Source organism: Brevibacterium sp. BDJS002 (assembly GCF_028201555.1).
In the GTDB taxonomy this organism is placed as follows: domain Bacteria; phylum Actinomycetota; class Actinomycetes; order Actinomycetales; family Brevibacteriaceae; genus Brevibacterium; species Brevibacterium aurantiacum.
The window spans coordinates 1,469,052-1,485,485 of the sequence record NZ_CP116392.1 but is presented as its reverse complement, the minus strand read 5'-3'; the positions used below and the strand labels follow the sequence as shown (position 1 = coordinate 1,485,485).

The following is a 16,434-nucleotide window of genomic DNA, read 5'->3' as shown; positions in this document are numbered from 1 at the left end:
TATGGTGACATTGCTGCGTGGGGCCGAGATCTACGCCCCGGAACGGCTCGGGAAGCAGGACATCCTCATCGAGGGACAGCAGATCACCTTCATCGGTGACGTGCCCGCCGAGGCTGTCAGTGCGTTGCCCAACGCGACCGTCATCGATGTGCAGGGACTCACTGCCACACCAGGCTTCATCGACCCACACGTCCACATCGCCGGCGGCGGGGGCGAAGGCGGATATGCCAACCGCACCCCCGAGATCGTGGTCAGCGACATCGTGAGCGCCGGAGTCACCACCGTCATCGGCTGCATGGGCACCGACGGGGTCACCCGCAGCCACGCCGATCTCCTCGCCAAGGCCCGAGCCCTCGAGACCGAAGGCATCACCACCTTCATCTACACGGGCAGCTACCAGGTCCCGGCGCGAACCCTGACCGGTTCCGTCGTCGATGATGTCGTTCTCATCGACAAGGTCATCGGCGTCGGAGAGGTCGCGATCTCGGATCGGCGTTCATTCCAACCCACCGTCGAGGCTCTGGCCGAACTCGTCAGCCAGTCTCATGTCGGTGGGCTGCTTTCCGGCAAGGCCGGCGTCACCCACTTCCACGTCGGACCGTACAAGACCCGCCTGGCCCCGCTGCATCGGCTCCTCGACGAGTATCCGATCGCACCGCAGGCCATCTACGCAACCCACATCACCCGGTCCCCCGAGCTTCTGGCCGACGCGGTGGACCTGGCGGCCAAGGGTGCCACAGTCGATATGACGGCCTCGTCGACAACGACGAAATCGTTGAGACGCTACATCGACCTCGGCGGGGATCTCAGCCGTCTCACCCTCTCTTCCGATGCCAACGGCAGCCTGCCGGACTTCGACTCCGATGGACGACTCATCGGCATGGACGTTGCCAAGCAGACGACCCTGTATGACCAAGTGTGGGCCTGTGCCGATATGCCTGGTGTCGAGCTGTCTGCAGCCGTCTCTCTCGTCACCTCCAATACGGCAGACGCCCTTGGCCTCGAGAACAAGGGACGCTTGCGCCCCGGAACCGATGCCGACATCCTCCTCACCGATGACAGTCACACCATTCAGCTCGCTTTTGCCCTGGGACGAGAGGTCGTCCGCGACGGCACACCACAGATCCAAGGAACTTTCGAATGAGCCACGAGCACGACACGACGACTCTTTCCGACGATGTCGAGGAGAAACGCCCATCCTTGGGCTGGTCGTTGGTGCCCCTGGCCGCGATGCTCGTATTACTGGCGGTGGGCTACGGCGTTCTCGGGCTCGCACCCGAACCGCTGCTGATCCTCTCCGCGATCATCGCCGGTCTGGTGGCGCTGCGGATGGGGCTGAGCTGGGAGGAGATGCTGCTTGGCATCAGGGAGAAGCTCGACGCTGCGATGCCGGCTCTGCTCGTGCTCATCTCCATCGGGATCCTCATCGGCACGTGGATGATCGCGGGAACTATTCCGATGATGATCTACTACGGGCTGGGACTCATCAGCGCTCAGTTCATCGTTCTCATCGCCTTCGTCATCTCCGCGATCGTCTCGGTCATCACCGGCACCTCTTGGGGTTCGGCCGGAACGGTGGGAGTCGCCCTCATGGGAATCGCCGCGGGCTTGGACGCACCGCTGGCGGCCACAGCCGGGGCCATCGTCGCCGGTGCGTACTTCGGTGACAAACTCTCACCGCTGTCGGATACGACGAACCTGGCTCCGATCGCTGCCGGCACGACCTTGTGGGAACACATTCGGCACATGCTCTACACCACGATCCCGGCCACGGTCGTGGCACTGGCACTGTATCTATTCGTCGGCATCAACCAACAGTCCGGTGGGACCGATTCGGACCAGATCACTGCCGTAACAGGAACCTTGGACAGTCTCTTCTCCTTCAACGTCCTCCTGCTCCTGCCGATGCTCATCGTCCTCGGCGGAGCGGTTCTCAAACTGCCCACGCTTCCGACGATCATCGGTTCATCACTGGTCGCCGGCATCCTCGCCGCGATCTTCCAGAAGGTCAACCTCGAATCGATCTTCGCGTCCACCGTCGACGGGTTCACCCCGGACATGCTCGAGGTCGGGTCCTCGACTCTGAAGAATCTGGATCCTCAGGTCGTCGAGTTGGTGTCACAGGGCGGGATGGCGTCGATGACCGGTGTCATCCTCATCGCTTTCAGTGCCTTCGCCTTCGCCGGCATCATGTCCAAGTCCGGTGCTCTCGAGACCATCATCCGGTCTCTGCTGAAGTTCGTGAAGCGCACAGGTGACCTCGTCCTCTCCACGGTGGTCTCATGCCTCACGATGGCCGTCGTGACCGGCAATTCCTACCTTTCGATCATCGTCCCAGGCGAACTGTTCAAGAAGGCCTACGCCGACCGGGGCCTTGACGCGAAGAACCTCTCCCGGACGCTGGAGGATTCCGGCACGGTCGTCGTTCCGCTCATTCCTTGGTCCTCGGCAGGCGTCTACATGGCCGGAGTGCTCGGCGTCTCCGTCCTCGACTACGCCCCGTGGGCAGTGTTCTGCTACGTCGGCTTCGCCTTCGCGATCATTCTCGGATACACCGGAATCGGCATCGCCAAACGCCGCTGACCTGGGATGGTCCCGACTGCGCCTGGCACGGCTCTTTCCGCACCACCCTGATTCACTGCTGTGACTGTCCGCTCCTCTCTTTAGCGCTGAGATATTCGCTCGGCGTGTATCCGGTGACCCGATGGAAGTCCGCGGTGAAGTGAGACTGGTCGAACCACCCGAGTTCCGCGGCCAGATCGCCGAATGCTCCATCCCACCCCCGGTCGAGTGCGGCGATGGCGTCCCTGATCCGGGCGCGGACCAGGATCTGCTTGACCCCGACGCCACAGTGCTCCTGAAACAGCCGCTGCAGCGACCGTTCGCTGGTGTCGGTGCGAACCGCCAACTCGCCGAGGCTGATGATCGTCGGATCATCGAGCAGACCGAGGATCTGGCGAAACCTGGCATAGCCCTTCGTCATCTGCGGGCGGAATGACAACAGCCAACCCTCGATGACCCCGACAGCTGCAGCCAGGCCATCTGCGACGCCGAGGCCTTCGCCGACTGTTTGCTCATCCATGACAGCCAGGGCCTCATCGATGCCCGGGAACCAGCTCCGCGCAGGCACCGTCGTATCCCGAATCGTCGCGGGCGCTTCGTTCGCGAAGGCCACAGTCCCGCCGAGGTGGAAGTTGACTCCGACGACACCACCGCGACCGAAGAGCCCGACATCGAACCGCTGCCCAGTCACCGGACCAGTCAGCCAGATACCTGGACCGCTCGTATTTGCCCGATGGATGTCACCGTATTCGACGGTGAGATTGATCGTCGGCTCCGAAACCGTCGCCGTCTGATAACGCTCTCCGTCCGACAGATCCCAATTCACCGCCCAATACCGTTTCACCCACGGGCGCAACTCAGCGGCCACCTCGGTGACGGCCGAATAATGAGCGTGCTCGATCATCTGAGCGGGTTTGAGCACCCGCCCGTAGAAGTGGTCGGGAGGCGAGGCTTGCTTGCTGTGTGGCGGGTTTTTCCTATCGACGACGTCGTCCATGGAACCAGAATGGCAGACATGACTGACACAGAGATGAAAACCACCGATTCCACCACTGCGAGCACCCCTGTCGCGAAGCTCGCGATGGTCACCCTCGACGCCCCCGACGCTGCGGCACTCGGCGACTTCTATTCGGCCGTGCTGGGTTGGCCTGTGGCGTATTCCGATGAAAAATACGCAATGCTCACCGGCCCCAGCAATGCCCTGGGCATCGGGACGATCCCGGACCACAAGCGCCCGGACTGGCCCGACGACGGGCACAAGCAGTTCCACTTCGACCTCGCTGCCGATGACATCGAGGCCGCGGCCGCCAGCTGCATCGAACTCGGAGCCACCCGCGCCGATCCGCAGCCCGGAGACACCTGGGTCGTCCTCCTCGATCCCGCCGGCCACCCGTTCTGCCTCACCGACGCGAAGAACTGGGGCTGACGCATCCGTACCGCCACGGTCACTGTTCCATCGAGGCGTCCCCGCGGGGACGCCTGTCAGTCCTGTTCGAGCTTCTCCACCCTCACGATGTAATGGGAGGAATCGAGTCCGTCGACAAGGATCGTCGCCGCGAACTTCTCATTGGCTCCGGTCACTATCCAATTCGGCTTGAGGATCCCCCGAGGTGGCGCCGCCTCATCGAGGGTGATTCCCATGCCCAGCTTCACCGTCTTGAGCACCTTGGTCCGCACCAGTGAACGGGCCGTTCGCGAGACCTCGAAGAGACTCGGTCTCGGACCAGCCTGGTCCGATGCTTCGAGTGCAGCGTCCCACACGGCAGCGTCGACAGGCGTGCCGATTGGTTCGAAGTCGGCGATGAAGCCCTTGCCCGAATACGCGTTGACGAGGACGTTCATCCGCTGCCCGACCCCAGGCCCCGAACCCGCACCGGCACCCGCAGCACCACTGCTCAACGACTTCTTCCGGGAGCGGCCGAAGATACCTCGAGTGCGGGCGCTGAGCACCGTCCACCAGAAAGGATGAATGACTTGTCGGACCTCGGCCTGAGCGCCGGGGAGCTTGCGCGCGAACACGGCGAGCGCCTCGGCGTCGGTGATGTGCGGAGTCAGACGCAGTGCAGGCTCAGTGACGCCTGCCGGCTGAGCAGCCCCGGTAGTCTGATCGGACGGTTCCTCTCTCCGATCAGCACCGGGTCCCGGCTGTTCACGCATCCTTGGGCACCTGTGCTGCCAGCGCATCGTTCTGCCCGGTGAGCATGTGAGCCGGGATAGCACCGATCTTGTCGGTCTCCTTCAACGCCGCGACAACATGTGCCGGCACCGGGTGGGACTTCTGCGTGGCCAGGGACACGAGGATGAGTGCCAGGGTCGAGCAGACGATGCCGATGCCCATCGGGTCGACGCCGGTGACGTCGACGAGTCCGGTCAGCTGCCAGACGACCGAGGACACGGTGCCCAAGACCATTGAGGAGATGGCCCCGGGAACGTTGGCCTTCTTCCACCAGGCTGCGGCGACGTAGACGGGGACGAATGCGGCACCGAGCACGGTAGTGGAGAAGATGACCACCTCGGCGACGGCCGGTGGATCGTTGACGGCCACGATGTAGCCGATGATGGCGAGGATGAGGACGGTGAAGCGTGAGACCCACACCGACTGGCTGTCGGACATGTCCTTCTTGATGAAGCGCTGGAACAGGTCCTGGCTGGCGATCGTGCCCGACTGCAGCAGCAGCGCGTCCGCGGTGGACATGATGGCCGCCATGATGCCTGCCATGACGATGCCCACGGCGAAGTTTGGCAGCACGGTGTCCGCGACCTGGAAGACCGCGAGCTCCGGGTTGTCGAGGTTGGGCAGGAGGATGAGCGCCATGATGCCCACGATGTAGGGCGCGGGAATGAAGAGCAGGTTGAAGCCGGTGGCGTACATGCTCGCTGTGCGCGCGACCGAGGGCCGTTTCATGGCCATGTGACTGACGTTGACGTGCGGCCAGCCCATGTAGCCGATGGAGAAGACGAGGACTGCACCGATGATGACGCCCCACTGTACGGAGCCGAAGCCGTCGGGTCCCCACATGGTCAGCAGGTTCGGGTTGATCTCGCCGACGGCATTGTTTCCGGCGGTCCATCCGCCCACTGCCTGCATCGTGCCGATGAGGATCCAGACCATGCCGATGAGCATGATGATCGCTTGGACGAAGTCGGTGTAGGCCACGGCCAGGTAGCCGCCGAGGAACGTGTAGAAGACGATGACTCCGACGGCGATGAGCAGCGCCCACGCGTACGGGATGCCGGTGACCATCTCCAGGCCGCGACCGCCGGCGATGAACTGGCTCATGACGTAGAAGAAGATGCAGAACACGGCGACCGGAGCGGCAATCGCGCGGATCCACGGCGATGGGTACCGGTGCTCGAGGTATTCGATCGAGGTCAGCGACCCCAGGATCTGGGAGAGCTTGCGCATTCGCCTGCCCAGGATCGACAGGTTGAGTACGCCGCCGCCGATGTCACCCATCGCGTACCAGAGTGAGAAGTAGCCCTTGGTGTAGGCCAGGGAGCCGGCGCCGAGGAACATGTAGCCCGACATCGATGAGGACTGCAGACGCAGTGCGGTCACTGCCGGACCGAGGCTGCGCCCGCCCAGAAGGTAGCCTTCGCTGTCCTTGTTGCCGATCTTGAGCGTCCACACGCCGATGCCGGCCATGGCGATGAAGTAGATGACGAGGAACCAGGTTTCGAGGTTCATGCCATTCCCCCGTTCTCAGGCTCGGAGCGGTGGCCCGGCGCCGAGGTGGTTGGACCGGATCCGCCCGCTGTGAGCTTGTCCTCGGCGACGTCCTCGGCCTTCCAGCCACGGGAGAGGTAGACGAAGACGAGCGTGTAGATCACCCATATTGCGGGGATGCCGAAGATGATGGCGACGGTTGCCGCCGGGAGACCGAACATTGAGACCACCTCGTTGTGTCGCTGAACAGGGTTGGCGGTGTCGGAACCGTGCCGAGCCACAGGCTGCGCGGGGCGACCTGGGCTTCCACGGCGCTCACCACCATGTTGAGGTGAGAATACAACGTTTTGTCAGATAGTTCTCAAGCTTCTCGGCCCAGCGGTCCGACAGCCTCGGCTTTTGACTGTCCGCAGGTGTGACTCGGCTGCTCAGGCGACGGTGAAGTCCCTGTCGTGGAGACCGGTGGCGCTGCCGGGGATCGCGGGCCTGCGTTCGGAGATCTGGACGTTGCCGTCAGCATCGACCGCTCGCACCGTCACGGTGTGGCTGCCCGACTCAAGGTCATCGAAGGCACACCGCCACTGCCGCCAGGTGTCAGAGTTCAGCTCTTCGCTCAGTTCGGCGGTGTGCCAGTCTCCGCTGTCGATGCGCACTCGCACCTCGGCGATGCCGACGTGTTGGGCCCAGGCCATGCCTGCGGTGACGATCTGGCCGTCTTTGTTCGGGTTGACCTGGGCACCGGCGCGGGGAACGTCGACCCTTGAGGCCACGAGGACGGGCCCGTGGGTGGACCAGCCGCGCGTCGTCCAGTAGGCCTCCTTGTCGGCGAAGCGGGTGACTTCGAGTTCGGTGACCCATTTGGTCGCGGAGACGAAGCCGTAGAGTCCGGGCACGACGAGTCGGGCGGGGAAGCCGTGGTCGCGGGGCAGCGGTTCGCCGTTCATGCCCACGGCCAGCAGCGACGCTCGATCATCGGTGAGCGTTTCAAGCGGTGTGGAGGCGGTGAAGCCGTCATCGGAGGTCGAGAGCACCATGTCTGCCCCGTCCTGAGGTTTGGCACGTTTGAGCAGTTCGCGCACCGGGTACCCGAGCCACGTGGCGTTGCCGACGAGGTCACCGCCGACCTCGTTCGAGACACAGGTCAGGCTGACTCGGTGCTCTTCCAGTGGCAGTTCGAGCAGTTCGTCCATGGTGATCGTGACTTCCTCGTCGACCATTCCGTGGATGCGCAGTGACCAGGACGCAGCGTCAACGGACGGCGGGATGAGCGTGGTGTCGATGCGGTAGAAGTCGTCGTTGGGGGTGATGATCGGGGCGAGTCCCTCGATGTTCAGATCTGCTCCTGCCGGGATCTTAGGCGCCGAGGTGGCCGGCCGTGGCAGCACCAGTTTCGTCACCGCTCCTGCCGCATTTCGGGCGAGGATCGCGGCGGACTGTCCGGCCGCGATGGCGGCGATTCCGACCACGCTCAGTCCCGCAGCCAGACCGAAGAAGGCACGCCGGTCGGTGCCGGGGTGTAAGTCTGTGCCGGAATGGGCGTCCGCGTCGAGCTTCACGTCGTTGTCGACTGGGCCACCGGAGAGCTGCTCGGCCCGACCGGCGAAGCGGATGAGCCCCACATAGACGGCACATCCCAGCCCCACCCCTAAGAGTGCCGGAACCGCGTCGAGGAACGATCCTCCTGTGCTCAACAGCAATACGACCGGCAGGATGCCGAGGCCGATGAGGAGCACGAATGACAGCGCCCGCCGGTGCAGGCCGATCCGGCCGATCACGCCGCCGAGGATCGCTCCGACGATGACGAGGGTGATGACGAGGGCGAGCTTGTCGTTCGTCCCGAAGATGCTGATGGCAGTCTTGATCATCGCGGTGGGTACGAGTGGGATGATCGTCTGTCCCAGGATCAGCAGCGGCGCCGAGGTGGCGGAGAAGGCACCGGAGATGAACTCGCCGGCGCCGAAGTACACGAGGGTCGCGACGATGCCTGCGAGGGTGAAGAGCAGTGGACGGCGATCGGTCATCAAGGGTGCACACCTTCTCGGGACAGCGGCTGGTGCTGTTGATTATCCTCGTCTGCGGCTTCCGGAGGGGGCGGAAAACCTTACAGATCGATGACGTCGCCTCGCGGGGCCGCGGTGGAGAAGGGAACTAGGCGAGTTCGCGACGGAGTCGAATCGCTGTTTCGAGCAGCGCTTCCAGTCGTTCCTGCCGAGATTCTTCCGGGAGTGCCTTGGTCGATGCCATTCCGTCTTCGATGAGGACGACGACCTGGTCAGCTAAGCTCTGATCCCCCAGGTCGGGGACGCTACGACCATCAGAGCCGATCGCCGAGAACTGCGCGAGCGCCTCGGTGATGGTGCCTCTCCTGGACATGGTGCCAGCGTCGGTGGCGGGAGAATTCGGACCCGCCTCGGCGAGCTGGCGAGGGTTGAGGCCGATGATGCGGATGCGCAGACGCCGAACCTCGGTCTCAAGATCCGCCTCTGCTGTGCTCATGAGCCCATGATAGTCCGGGTGCACGCGCGTTCCCGAGGTCGGGCCCGTCCCCGCGGTTGGCTTGTAACTTTTCACTCCCCGGGGACGGTGAGCCCGGCGTCACGAACAGCTTCGTGGAGGAACGCCATGACCCTGTCGGTGACCTGCCAGCGCAGCTGCGCCGTCGGCAGCACGGTCCAGTAGCTGCCGTGGAAGCTCATCTCCTCCGGCAGGACTCGTACGAGCTCGTCATGGCGACCGGCAGTGTACGTCGGCATCACCGCCAGCCCCACGCCGGCCAGAGCCGCCTGCTCGTGGACATTGAGGCTGTTCGACTGCAGTCGGATCGATGTCGGCAGCTTCGTTCGCAAGGTGTCGTATTCGGGGATCCCCGCCACGGGATCATCGGAGTACCAGGCGATGACGTGGTTCTCCAGGTCAGCCAGGTCACGGATGGGTCGATGGCGGCTGAGATACTCCTCGGTCGCGAACAGGCCGATCTCGTAGCGTGCCAGCAGCTTCGAGCGCACCGACGGCGATGAGGGTCGCGAGCGCACCACCGCGACATCGTAGGACACCCCGTCGCGGGAGGCCAAGGAGGGTGCGGAGACGATGCGCAGGATGGCCCGCCCGTCGGCGAGAAGCTGCCCGCACCGAGGGGCGAGTATCGTCGAGGCGAAGCCGTCTGAGGTGATCACCGTCCATTCCTCGGGGCCGATCTGCGTCGGGTCGCCGTCGGTGAAGACGTCGTAGCCGAGCGCAAGAGTTCGTGCGGCCGGCAGCAGGCTCTCCCCGTTGGCGTTCAGCTCCCATCCGGTCCGTGTGCGAGTGAAGAGTCGCATCCCCAGAGCATGCTCGAGACGCTGCACCCGCCGGCTGACGGTCGTATGATCCACGCCGAGCTCGGTTCCGGCGCGGGCAAGGGTGCCGGCGTTGGCCACCACATGGAAGTACCTGACATCTTCCGCGTCCACCTTCATGCCAACGATCCTCCTCGATACGTCTCCGTCAAAGACTCTACCGGGTGCCCGGGCATCTGCTCGACGCGTGAGCTGCCTCCCTCAGCTCTGTGCAATCCACACGGTCATCGACTCCTGATAGGTCTCGAGGGCCTCCGGTCCGTTGTCACGACCCCAGAACCCGGATTCGCGCATTCCGCCGAAGGGTGTCGCGACTGTTCCCTCGCTGTAGCCGTTGATCGCAAGCGTCCCCACCCGGATCTGATCGGCCCACCACTTGACCGTGGCCAGATCCTCGCACCACACCGTCGAGGCCAGGCCATAAGGTTCATCGTTGATGGCGCTCACGGCTTCTTCCCGCGAAGTCATGCGCAGCAGCTGGGTCAGCGGACCGAAGATCTCTCCACGACCGAGTTCGCTCTCTCCCGGCACTCCTTCGAGGATCGTCGGCGGAACCCAATAGCCTTGGCTCGGAACCTCGACTCGGTCATTGACGACACTTGCGCCCCTCTCGATGGCTTCGTCGATCCACGAGGTGATTCGCTGGTGGGCCTTGGCGTTGATCACCGGGCCCATATCGGTCCCATCGGCGAAGGGGTCGCCGACGGTGATCGAAGCTGTCGCTGCGACGAGGGCCTCGCGGAAGTGAGCGTATTCGGTGTCGTCGCCGATGAACATCGTCCGCGATGAGGCCGTGCAGTTCTGCCCACTCTGACCGAACGCTGCCCCGGCGATATCGGCAGCGATGGTCGCATAGTCCGAGGCATACTCACTGTCGACGATGTAGCCTGCCCGTCCGCCGAGTTCGAGGGAGACTTTCTTCAGATTCGACCGTGCCGAGGATTCGAGGAAGGAACGGCCGGTGGGCCCGGACCCGGTGAAGGTGAGGACATCGATTCCGGAGTGCAGTCCCATCGCCTGCCCGATACTCGGACCCGTCCCCGTGAGCACGTTGATGATTCCGTCGGGCACTCCCGCCTCGGTGGCCAGCTGTGCGAAGTGCAGGGCGCTGAGCACGGAGTCCTCGGAGGGTTTGAGCACAAGTGCGTTTCCGGCGGCCAGTGCGGGAGCGACCTTCCAGCCGAGCATTGCGATCGGGAAGTTCCACGGCAGCACCACCCCGACGACGCCGACAGGCACCTTTCTCACCCAGCCCCAGCCGGAGTCATCCTGCAGGAAGCGACCCTCCTCCCGGGCGAGCAGATCGGCGAAGAAGCGCAGATTCGCCACGACGTCCGGGACATCCTCGCTGACGCTGCCGGCGAACACCTTTCCCGCCTCGACGGCATCGAGATGGGCGATGACCTCCGCATCTGCCTCAACAGCCTCGGCGAGTCTGCGCAGAACGCCTGCCCGGTATGCAGCATCGCGGGCCCACGGACCGGAAGCAAACGCCTGGCGGGCATGCCCGACCGCAGCGTCGAGCTGAGCTGTCGAGGCCTCCGCTAGTGACCCCAGCGCGGTTCCTGTCATCGGGGAGATGAGATCGATGTGCGGCCCTTCACCGGGAAGGCTGCGACCATTCATATGCACGCCGAGGTTGCCCTCGAGGATGCGGGTGACGGCGAGTTCGCTCTTCTCAGACATGTGCGGTCTCCTTCTCCATGGCGGTGATCGCTGCCAGCAGCGCGTCGACGGTGTCGGGTGCTGCGGTGGGCAGCGGAGCACGGACGGGGCCCTGCTCAGCCCCGCGCCGGCTCAGCGTCTGTTTGATGAGGGAGATGAAGGCGGGACTGTCTTCGATCTGTCCCAGCGGACCGGCCAGTTGATTCCACAGTGCCACGGCCTCGTCCCACCTGCCCTGGTTCGAAAAATCCCACAGCTGTTGGCACTGTCGCGGCAGGAGCCAGGCGGAGGCCGCGACCCAGCCGCTGGCACCTTGGGTGAATCCTTCGAGCGCGATGCCGTCGGCGCCGACGAACACCTCGACGTCGGTGCCCAGTTCATCGCGCAGCTCACGGATTCTTGTGGCTGCTCCGGAGGTCTCCTTCACGCTCCAGAAGCTGCCGGTGTCGAGCAGTGTCCCGAGGTGCTGGGGCAGAAGGTCGGTCCCCGTCGAGTGCGGGTTGTTGTAGACCATGACCGGCAGCTCGGATGTGGACATGACCGTGTGCAGTGCGGCGACGGCCGTATCGGGTTCGAGCCCACCGTAGAAGGGCGGGGTGATCATCGCCGCGTCGGCGCCCAGCTGCTGTGCCTGTGCGATCTGTGCGCTCACCTCCGTCGGGGTGTAGGCCATGCAGCCGACGACGACGTGGGCGCGGCCGGCTGCAGTGTCGACCACCGTGCGGATCTGGGCATCGCGTTCCTGCCGGCTCAGTGCCAGGGCCTCCCCCGTGGCGCCGAGGCACAGGATTCCAGTGACTCCGGCAGCGAGCACGGATTCGACGCCAGCGGCGGTCTGCTTCGCGCTCTGCGCCCCGCTCGAATCGAAGGGGGTGGTGGGAACGGCGAAGACGCCGCGCATGTTCGGTCCGCTCATGATGGGATCATCCTTCTCTCGGCGCTGCTTCTGCGGTGAAGTTCTGCTGGTTCCGACACTGCGAGCCTATGAAGACAGACGGTGGGCTTCAATGCCCGGAGCTACAGACCGTGGTGCACAAACGCACCAACAACCTCGGCGCTTCAGCTCCGACGCACCGTTTCAGATACGACGAAGGGCGGACTCCCTGTCTGGGAATCCGCCCTTCGCTTCGCTGCTGTCGCCGCCGTTCGGTGGTGTCCGTGAGGCAGGCGATGCGCTCCTAGTTTCTGAAGTAGGAGATGAGGCGCAGGATTTCGATGTAGAGCCACACGAGGGTGACCATGAGGGAGAAGGCGCACATCCAGGAGTACTTCTCCGGGATCCGCTGCTTCACACCCTGTTCGATCATCTGGAAGTCCATGATGAGTGTCATGGCTGCGAGCACGGTGGCGACGATGCCGATGATGACACCCAAGGGGAAGGTCATTCCCATGATGTTGATTTCGACGCTGCGGGCGCCACCGGTGCCGGTGAACATCGCGATGCCGAAGTTGATGAGCGAGAAGATGGCATAACCGCCGACGGCGATGAGCATGAACTTCTTCATCTTCGAGCCGAAGCGCACACCCTGGAACTTGAACAGGGCGAGCATGACGCCGAAGACGCAGAGCGTGGCCAGAACGGCCTGGAGGACGATGCCGGAGAACTGGGCTTCGAAGATCGCGGAGATGCCGCCGAGGAAGACGCCCTCAAAGACCGCATAGCCGATGATCAGGGCCTTGCTCGGTTCCTTCTTGAACGCGTTGACCAGGCCGAGGACCAGGGCGATGAGCATCGCGGGAAGGGCAAGGACTGGAACGAACCAGCCGACGACGGCACCAGCGAGAAGAATGGCGAAGAGCACACCGGTCTTCATCATCACGTCGTCGTAGGTCATCGCGCGTTCGGCGGTCTGCGGACCGGCGTTGCGGTTCTGCGCGGCGGGCTGGTCGAACAGGTTGTTGAGTTCCTGGTCGGACATGACCGGTTCGTTGCGGCCGGCCTGGACTCCCTGGTTGAGGGCCCGGTTCATCATGGGGTTACTCACGGTCGAGATCCTTTCGATCTGAGCAGGTTGCTCGCACAGACGACATGCCGCACGAGAGTTGTTTCATAGTCTCAGTCTAGTCACTTGAGCTGGACAGTCACTGATGGTCCTGCGCTCAAGTCAACGAGCGTTGCACGATCGTAACGCCGGCCGCGGGGTCGATTATTCCCGTTTCCACGGCAGATGTTGTTTTCGTGGCAGGTGTGGTCACTCGACTGAGACCTCAGCCCATGTGGTAGCTCGTGGCCGAACCAGGTCCCCAGGGAATTCCGATGGACCACCAGATGAAGAAGAGCAGTCCCCAGAGGACGAACATTGCGAATGAGAGCGGAATGGTGAAGGACAGCACGGTGCCGATTCCGGCGTCTCGCTTGTACCTCTGGATGAAGCCGAGGACGACGACGAAGTAGGGGCTCATCGGCGAGATGATGTTCGTCGTCGAGTCACCGATGCGGTACAGGGCCTGCGTGGTCTCCGGGGAGATGGACAGGAGCATGAACATCGGCACGAGAACCGGCGCCATGAGTGTCCACAGTCCTGAGCCTGATGTCAGGAACAGTGCGCCGAGGGCGACGAGCAGCCATCCGCCGAGGAGGATGACGAATGTTCCCGTCTCGAGTGAGCCGAAGAACTCGGCTCCCTTGATTGCGAGGATCTCGCCGAGGCTGGACATCTTGAACAGCGCCAGGAACTGGCTGGCTGCGAAGAAGAGGACGATGACCGGGACGAAGGGCAGGAGTCCCTTGCCCATCATGTCGGGAATGTCCGAGGTCTTCTTGATCGATCCGGTGGCGTAGCCGTAGACGATGCCGACGATGAAGAACCCGAAGCCGATGATGGCGGCGATTCCTGCCATGAGCCCCGATTCGGGACCGAATCCACCGGCTTCGTCTCGCAGGAACGATCCCTTCGGCAGTGCGAGGAAGAACAGGATCGCGGCGCAGGCGACGATGGACAGGACTGCGATGACCATGCCGCGCTTCTCGTTGGAGTCCAGCGCCATCTTGACGTCGAAGTTCTCGGGATCGTTCTCGTCGGGTTCGTCGAGTTCGATCTGGTCGGCTCGCTTCGACAGCAGCAGTTCGGTGACGAGGGTGACGGCGGCTGCGACTACGAACATCGAGATGAAGTTGAAGTAGAAGTTCGCGAGCGGGCTGACCACGTAGTCCGGGTCGATGATCTGTGCCGCCGAGGTGGAGAGACCGCCGAGGATCGTATCCATTGAGTTGACCATCGGTGCTGCCGAATACCCACCCGAGGTTGCAGCGTAGGCGACGAGGCAGCCGAGCATCGGATTGCGCCCCACCGCCTTGAACGCGAGTCCGCCGAGGGGAATCATGATCATGTATGAGGCGTCGGAGGCAATCGATGCCGCAGTGCCGGCGAGTGCGACGATGAAGGTGATCCACTTCGGTGAGGCACCGGCGATCGTGCCGCGCAGCATTGCCGGGATCAGTCCGGACTGCTCTGCCACGGCGACACCGATGAGCACGATGAGGACGAGGCCCAGCGGTGGGAACGTGACGAAGTTGTTCGTGGCTCCCGCGACGATCTCGCGTAGGGACTCTGTGCTGAAGAGGTTGGTCACCGTCACCGTCTCTTCGGTGGCCGGGTTGACTGCCTGCAGACCGGTGGCGGAGAAGATCGCCGAGAGCGCCATGACCACTACGGCCAGGGACAGGAACAGCCAGAAGGGGTGCGGCAGCTTGTTTCCGGCCTTCTCGATGACGACCAGCAGACGCATCAGCCAGCTGAGCTCGGCCGGCTTCTTCGGTTTCGTGTCGTTGACAGCGGCATTGCGCGACATCGATGCTCCTCGGTGACTCGTCGAAAAGGGTGTGCAGGTGATCCGGATTAAGCCGCCCACCTCGGCGGTCGATCATGATCATTGTGTGGCAGGGACCACTGTGTGCAAGTTCTCAGTGTTATGGACAACGCCGATTGCGGCGAGGCAATCTCATATCCTGGATCGACTGCAGCATTCGCCGAGGTGGTCGAGGAGCATCCGTACGCCCGGTACTGAGAAACGGGGACAGAAAGAATGCCGACCACACGAACGTGTGATCGGCATTCTCAGTATGCTGCGGTACTTAGCTCAGCGCTCGAGGTTTCCTTGGATGAAGGCTTCGACTGCGTCATGGGCTGCGTCGTCGCCCTTCTGCTCAGGGGGTGACTTCATGAAGTACGACGATGCGGAGATGAGGGCACCGCCGACACCGCGGTCGAGGCCGATCTTCGCCGCACGGACGGCATCGATGATGACTCCGGCCGAGTTCGGCGAGTCCCAGACCTCGAGCTTGTACTCAAGAGACACGGGGGCATCGCCGAAGTTGCGGCCCTCGAGGCGGACGAAGGCCCATTTGCGGTCGTCGAGCCACTCAATGTAGTCACTGGGGCCGATGTGGACATTGCGAGGTTCGAGCTCGGCCGAGGTGTTCGAGGTTACGGCCTGAGTCTTCGAGATCTTCTTCGATTCGAGGCGCTTGCGCTCGAGCATGTTCTTGAAGTCCATGTTGCCGCCGACATTGAGCTGGTAGGTGCGGTCGAGGACGACGCCGCGGTCTTCGAACAGTTTGGCCATCACACGGTGGGTGATGGTCGCACCGATCTGGCTCTTGATGTCGTCACCGACGATGGGCACACCGGCGGCGCGGAACTTCTCGTCCCACTCCTTGGTGCCGGCGATGAAGACCGGGAGGGCATTGACGAAGGCGACCTTCGCGTCGATGGCGGCCTGTGCGTAGAACTCCACGGCCTCCTGCGAACCCACGGGCAGGTAGCAGACGAGGACGTCGGCGCGCGCATCACGCAGAGCCTGAGCGACGTCGACGGGTTCGACGTCTGATTCGACGATGGTCTCGCGGTAGTACTCGCCGAGTCCGTCCAGAGTCGGTCCGCGCTGCACCTGGACCCCGGTCGAGGGGACGTCGGCGATTTTGATCGTGTTGTTCTCACTGGCGACGATCGCCTCGGCGATATCGGCACCGACCTTCTTGTCGTCGACATCGAATGCGGCGACGAATTCGATATCACCGACGTGATAGTCCCCGAATTCCACGTGCATGAGTCCCGGTACTTTACTGCCCGGAGATGCGTCCCGGTAATACTCAACACCTTGGATCAGGGAAGAGGCGCAGTTGCCCAATCCGGCAATCGCGACTCGAATCGATTTCGTTCCCACGTCTGTGATATCTCCTTTGTCATTTCGGGTCTCCCCGAG

15 protein-coding genes are annotated in these 16,434 nt (G+C 63.4%); 3 read left to right on the top strand and 12 right to left on the bottom strand.

Annotation, left to right across the window (positions count from 1 at the left end):
• The first annotated feature begins 1 nt into the window (after nucleotide 1).
• Both iadA and nhaC read left to right on the top strand, forming a co-directional pair.
• A complete protein-coding gene (iadA, locus tag PGC08_RS06930) occupies nucleotides 2-1,144 on the top strand; it encodes a beta-aspartyl-peptidase (protein ID WP_271709814.1) in 1,143 nt (380 codons plus the stop codon).
• Nucleotides 1,141-2,583, top strand: a complete 1,443-nt coding sequence (nhaC, locus tag PGC08_RS06925; protein WP_096158508.1) for a Na+/H+ antiporter NhaC — start codon at nucleotides 1,141-1,143, stop codon at nucleotides 2,581-2,583. The genes iadA and nhaC overlap by 4 nt, the downstream gene beginning before the upstream one ends.
• A 52-nt stretch (nucleotides 2,584-2,635) precedes the next feature.
• Here nhaC and PGC08_RS06920 read toward each other — a convergent pair whose 3' ends face one another.
• Complete coding sequence (locus PGC08_RS06920; RefSeq protein WP_069599834.1) at nucleotides 2,636-3,559, bottom strand: helix-turn-helix domain-containing protein; 924 nt, start codon at nucleotides 3,557-3,559, stop codon at nucleotides 2,636-2,638.
• Nucleotides 3,560-3,577: 18 nt separating this feature from the next.
• Between PGC08_RS06920 and PGC08_RS06915 the strand changes: the two genes are divergently transcribed.
• Complete coding sequence (locus PGC08_RS06915; protein WP_101556698.1) at nucleotides 3,578-3,988, top strand: VOC family protein; 411 nt, start codon at nucleotides 3,578-3,580, stop codon at nucleotides 3,986-3,988.
• A gap of 56 nt (nucleotides 3,989-4,044) precedes the next feature.
• On the opposite strand, the gene PGC08_RS06910 is transcribed toward PGC08_RS06915, so the two are convergent.
• The 11 genes from PGC08_RS06910 to PGC08_RS06860 form a co-directional block, all read right to left on the bottom strand.
• A complete protein-coding gene (locus PGC08_RS06910) occupies nucleotides 4,045-4,719 on the bottom strand; it encodes a hypothetical protein (protein WP_009885276.1) in 675 nt (224 codons plus the stop codon).
• A complete protein-coding gene (locus PGC08_RS06905; protein WP_009885277.1) occupies nucleotides 4,712-6,250 on the bottom strand; it encodes a sodium/proline symporter in 1,539 nt (512 codons plus the stop codon). Before PGC08_RS06905 ends, PGC08_RS06910 begins: the two co-directional genes overlap by 8 nt.
• Complete coding sequence (locus tag PGC08_RS06900) at nucleotides 6,247-6,450, bottom strand: hypothetical protein (protein WP_009885278.1); 204 nt, start codon at nucleotides 6,448-6,450, stop codon at nucleotides 6,247-6,249. The genes PGC08_RS06905 and PGC08_RS06900 overlap by 4 nt, the downstream gene beginning before the upstream one ends.
• A gap of 207 nt (nucleotides 6,451-6,657) precedes the next feature.
• Nucleotides 6,658-8,250 (bottom strand): molybdopterin-dependent oxidoreductase, encoded by a 1,593-nt coding sequence (locus tag PGC08_RS06895; protein ID WP_271709813.1) that lies wholly within the window; start codon nucleotides 8,248-8,250, stop codon nucleotides 6,658-6,660.
• A gap of 127 nt (nucleotides 8,251-8,377) precedes the next feature.
• Nucleotides 8,378-8,725 carry a hypothetical protein gene (locus tag PGC08_RS06890; protein ID WP_009885280.1) on the bottom strand — a complete coding sequence of 116 codons (348 nt, stop codon included), beginning with the start codon at nucleotides 8,723-8,725 and terminating at the stop codon, nucleotides 8,378-8,380.
• Between the two features lie 71 nt (nucleotides 8,726-8,796).
• Nucleotides 8,797-9,684 (bottom strand): LysR family transcriptional regulator, encoded by an 888-nt coding sequence (locus PGC08_RS06885; RefSeq protein WP_096160504.1) that lies wholly within the window; start codon nucleotides 9,682-9,684, stop codon nucleotides 8,797-8,799.
• A gap of 81 nt (nucleotides 9,685-9,765) precedes the next feature.
• Complete coding sequence (locus PGC08_RS06880; RefSeq protein WP_271709812.1) at nucleotides 9,766-11,250, bottom strand: aldehyde dehydrogenase family protein; 1,485 nt, start codon at nucleotides 11,248-11,250, stop codon at nucleotides 9,766-9,768.
• On the bottom strand, nucleotides 11,243-12,145 hold the full coding sequence (locus PGC08_RS06875) for a dihydrodipicolinate synthase family protein (protein ID WP_271709811.1): 903 nt from the start codon (nucleotides 12,143-12,145) through the stop codon (nucleotides 11,243-11,245). The genes PGC08_RS06880 and PGC08_RS06875 overlap by 8 nt, the downstream gene beginning before the upstream one ends.
• 262 nt (nucleotides 12,146-12,407) lie before the next feature.
• A complete protein-coding gene (locus PGC08_RS06870; RefSeq protein WP_069599829.1) occupies nucleotides 12,408-13,202 on the bottom strand; it encodes a Bax inhibitor-1/YccA family protein in 795 nt (264 codons plus the stop codon).
• A gap of 235 nt (nucleotides 13,203-13,437) precedes the next feature.
• On the bottom strand, nucleotides 13,438-15,021 hold the full coding sequence (locus PGC08_RS06865; protein WP_009883975.1) for an AbgT family transporter: 1,584 nt from the start codon (nucleotides 15,019-15,021) through the stop codon (nucleotides 13,438-13,440).
• A 288-nt stretch (nucleotides 15,022-15,309) separates the two neighbouring features.
• Entirely contained in the window at nucleotides 15,310-16,395 is a 1,086-nt protein-coding gene (locus PGC08_RS06860; RefSeq protein WP_271709810.1) for an inositol-3-phosphate synthase, read from the bottom strand.
• Between the last annotated feature and the right edge of the window lie 39 nt (nucleotides 16,396-16,434).

Coding starts and splice junctions, on each gene's coding strand:
- iadA (WP_271709814.1), top strand. CDS start 2: ATGGTGACATTGCTGCGTGGGGCCGAGATCTACGCCCCGGAACGGCTC.
- nhaC (WP_096158508.1), top strand. CDS start 1,141: ATGAGCCACGAGCACGACACGACGACTCTTTCCGACGATGTCGAGGAG.
- PGC08_RS06920 (WP_069599834.1), bottom strand. CDS start 3,559: ATGGACGACGTCGTCGATAGGAAAAACCCGCCACACAGCAAGCAAGCC.
- PGC08_RS06915 (WP_101556698.1), top strand. CDS start 3,578: ATGACTGACACAGAGATGAAAACCACCGATTCCACCACTGCGAGCACC.
- PGC08_RS06910 (WP_009885276.1), bottom strand. CDS start 4,719: ATGCGTGAACAGCCGGGACCCGGTGCTGATCGGAGAGAGGAACCGTCC.
- PGC08_RS06905 (WP_009885277.1), bottom strand. CDS start 6,250: ATGAACCTCGAAACCTGGTTCCTCGTCATCTACTTCATCGCCATGGCC.
- PGC08_RS06900 (WP_009885278.1), bottom strand. CDS start 6,450: ATGTTCGGTCTCCCGGCGGCAACCGTCGCCATCATCTTCGGCATCCCC.
- PGC08_RS06895 (WP_271709813.1), bottom strand. CDS start 8,250: ATGACCGATCGCCGTCCACTGCTCTTCACCCTCGCAGGCATCGTCGCG.
- PGC08_RS06890 (WP_009885280.1), bottom strand. CDS start 8,725: ATGAGCACAGCAGAGGCGGATCTTGAGACCGAGGTTCGGCGTCTGCGC.
- PGC08_RS06885 (WP_096160504.1), bottom strand. CDS start 9,684: ATGAAGGTGGACGCGGAAGATGTCAGGTACTTCCATGTGGTGGCCAAC.
- PGC08_RS06880 (WP_271709812.1), bottom strand. CDS start 11,250: ATGTCTGAGAAGAGCGAACTCGCCGTCACCCGCATCCTCGAGGGCAAC.
- PGC08_RS06875 (WP_271709811.1), bottom strand. CDS start 12,145: ATGAGCGGACCGAACATGCGCGGCGTCTTCGCCGTTCCCACCACCCCC.
- PGC08_RS06870 (WP_069599829.1), bottom strand. CDS start 13,202: ATGATGAACCGGGCCCTCAACCAGGGAGTCCAGGCCGGCCGCAACGAA.
- PGC08_RS06865 (WP_009883975.1), bottom strand. CDS start 15,021: ATGTCGCGCAATGCCGCTGTCAACGACACGAAACCGAAGAAGCCGGCC.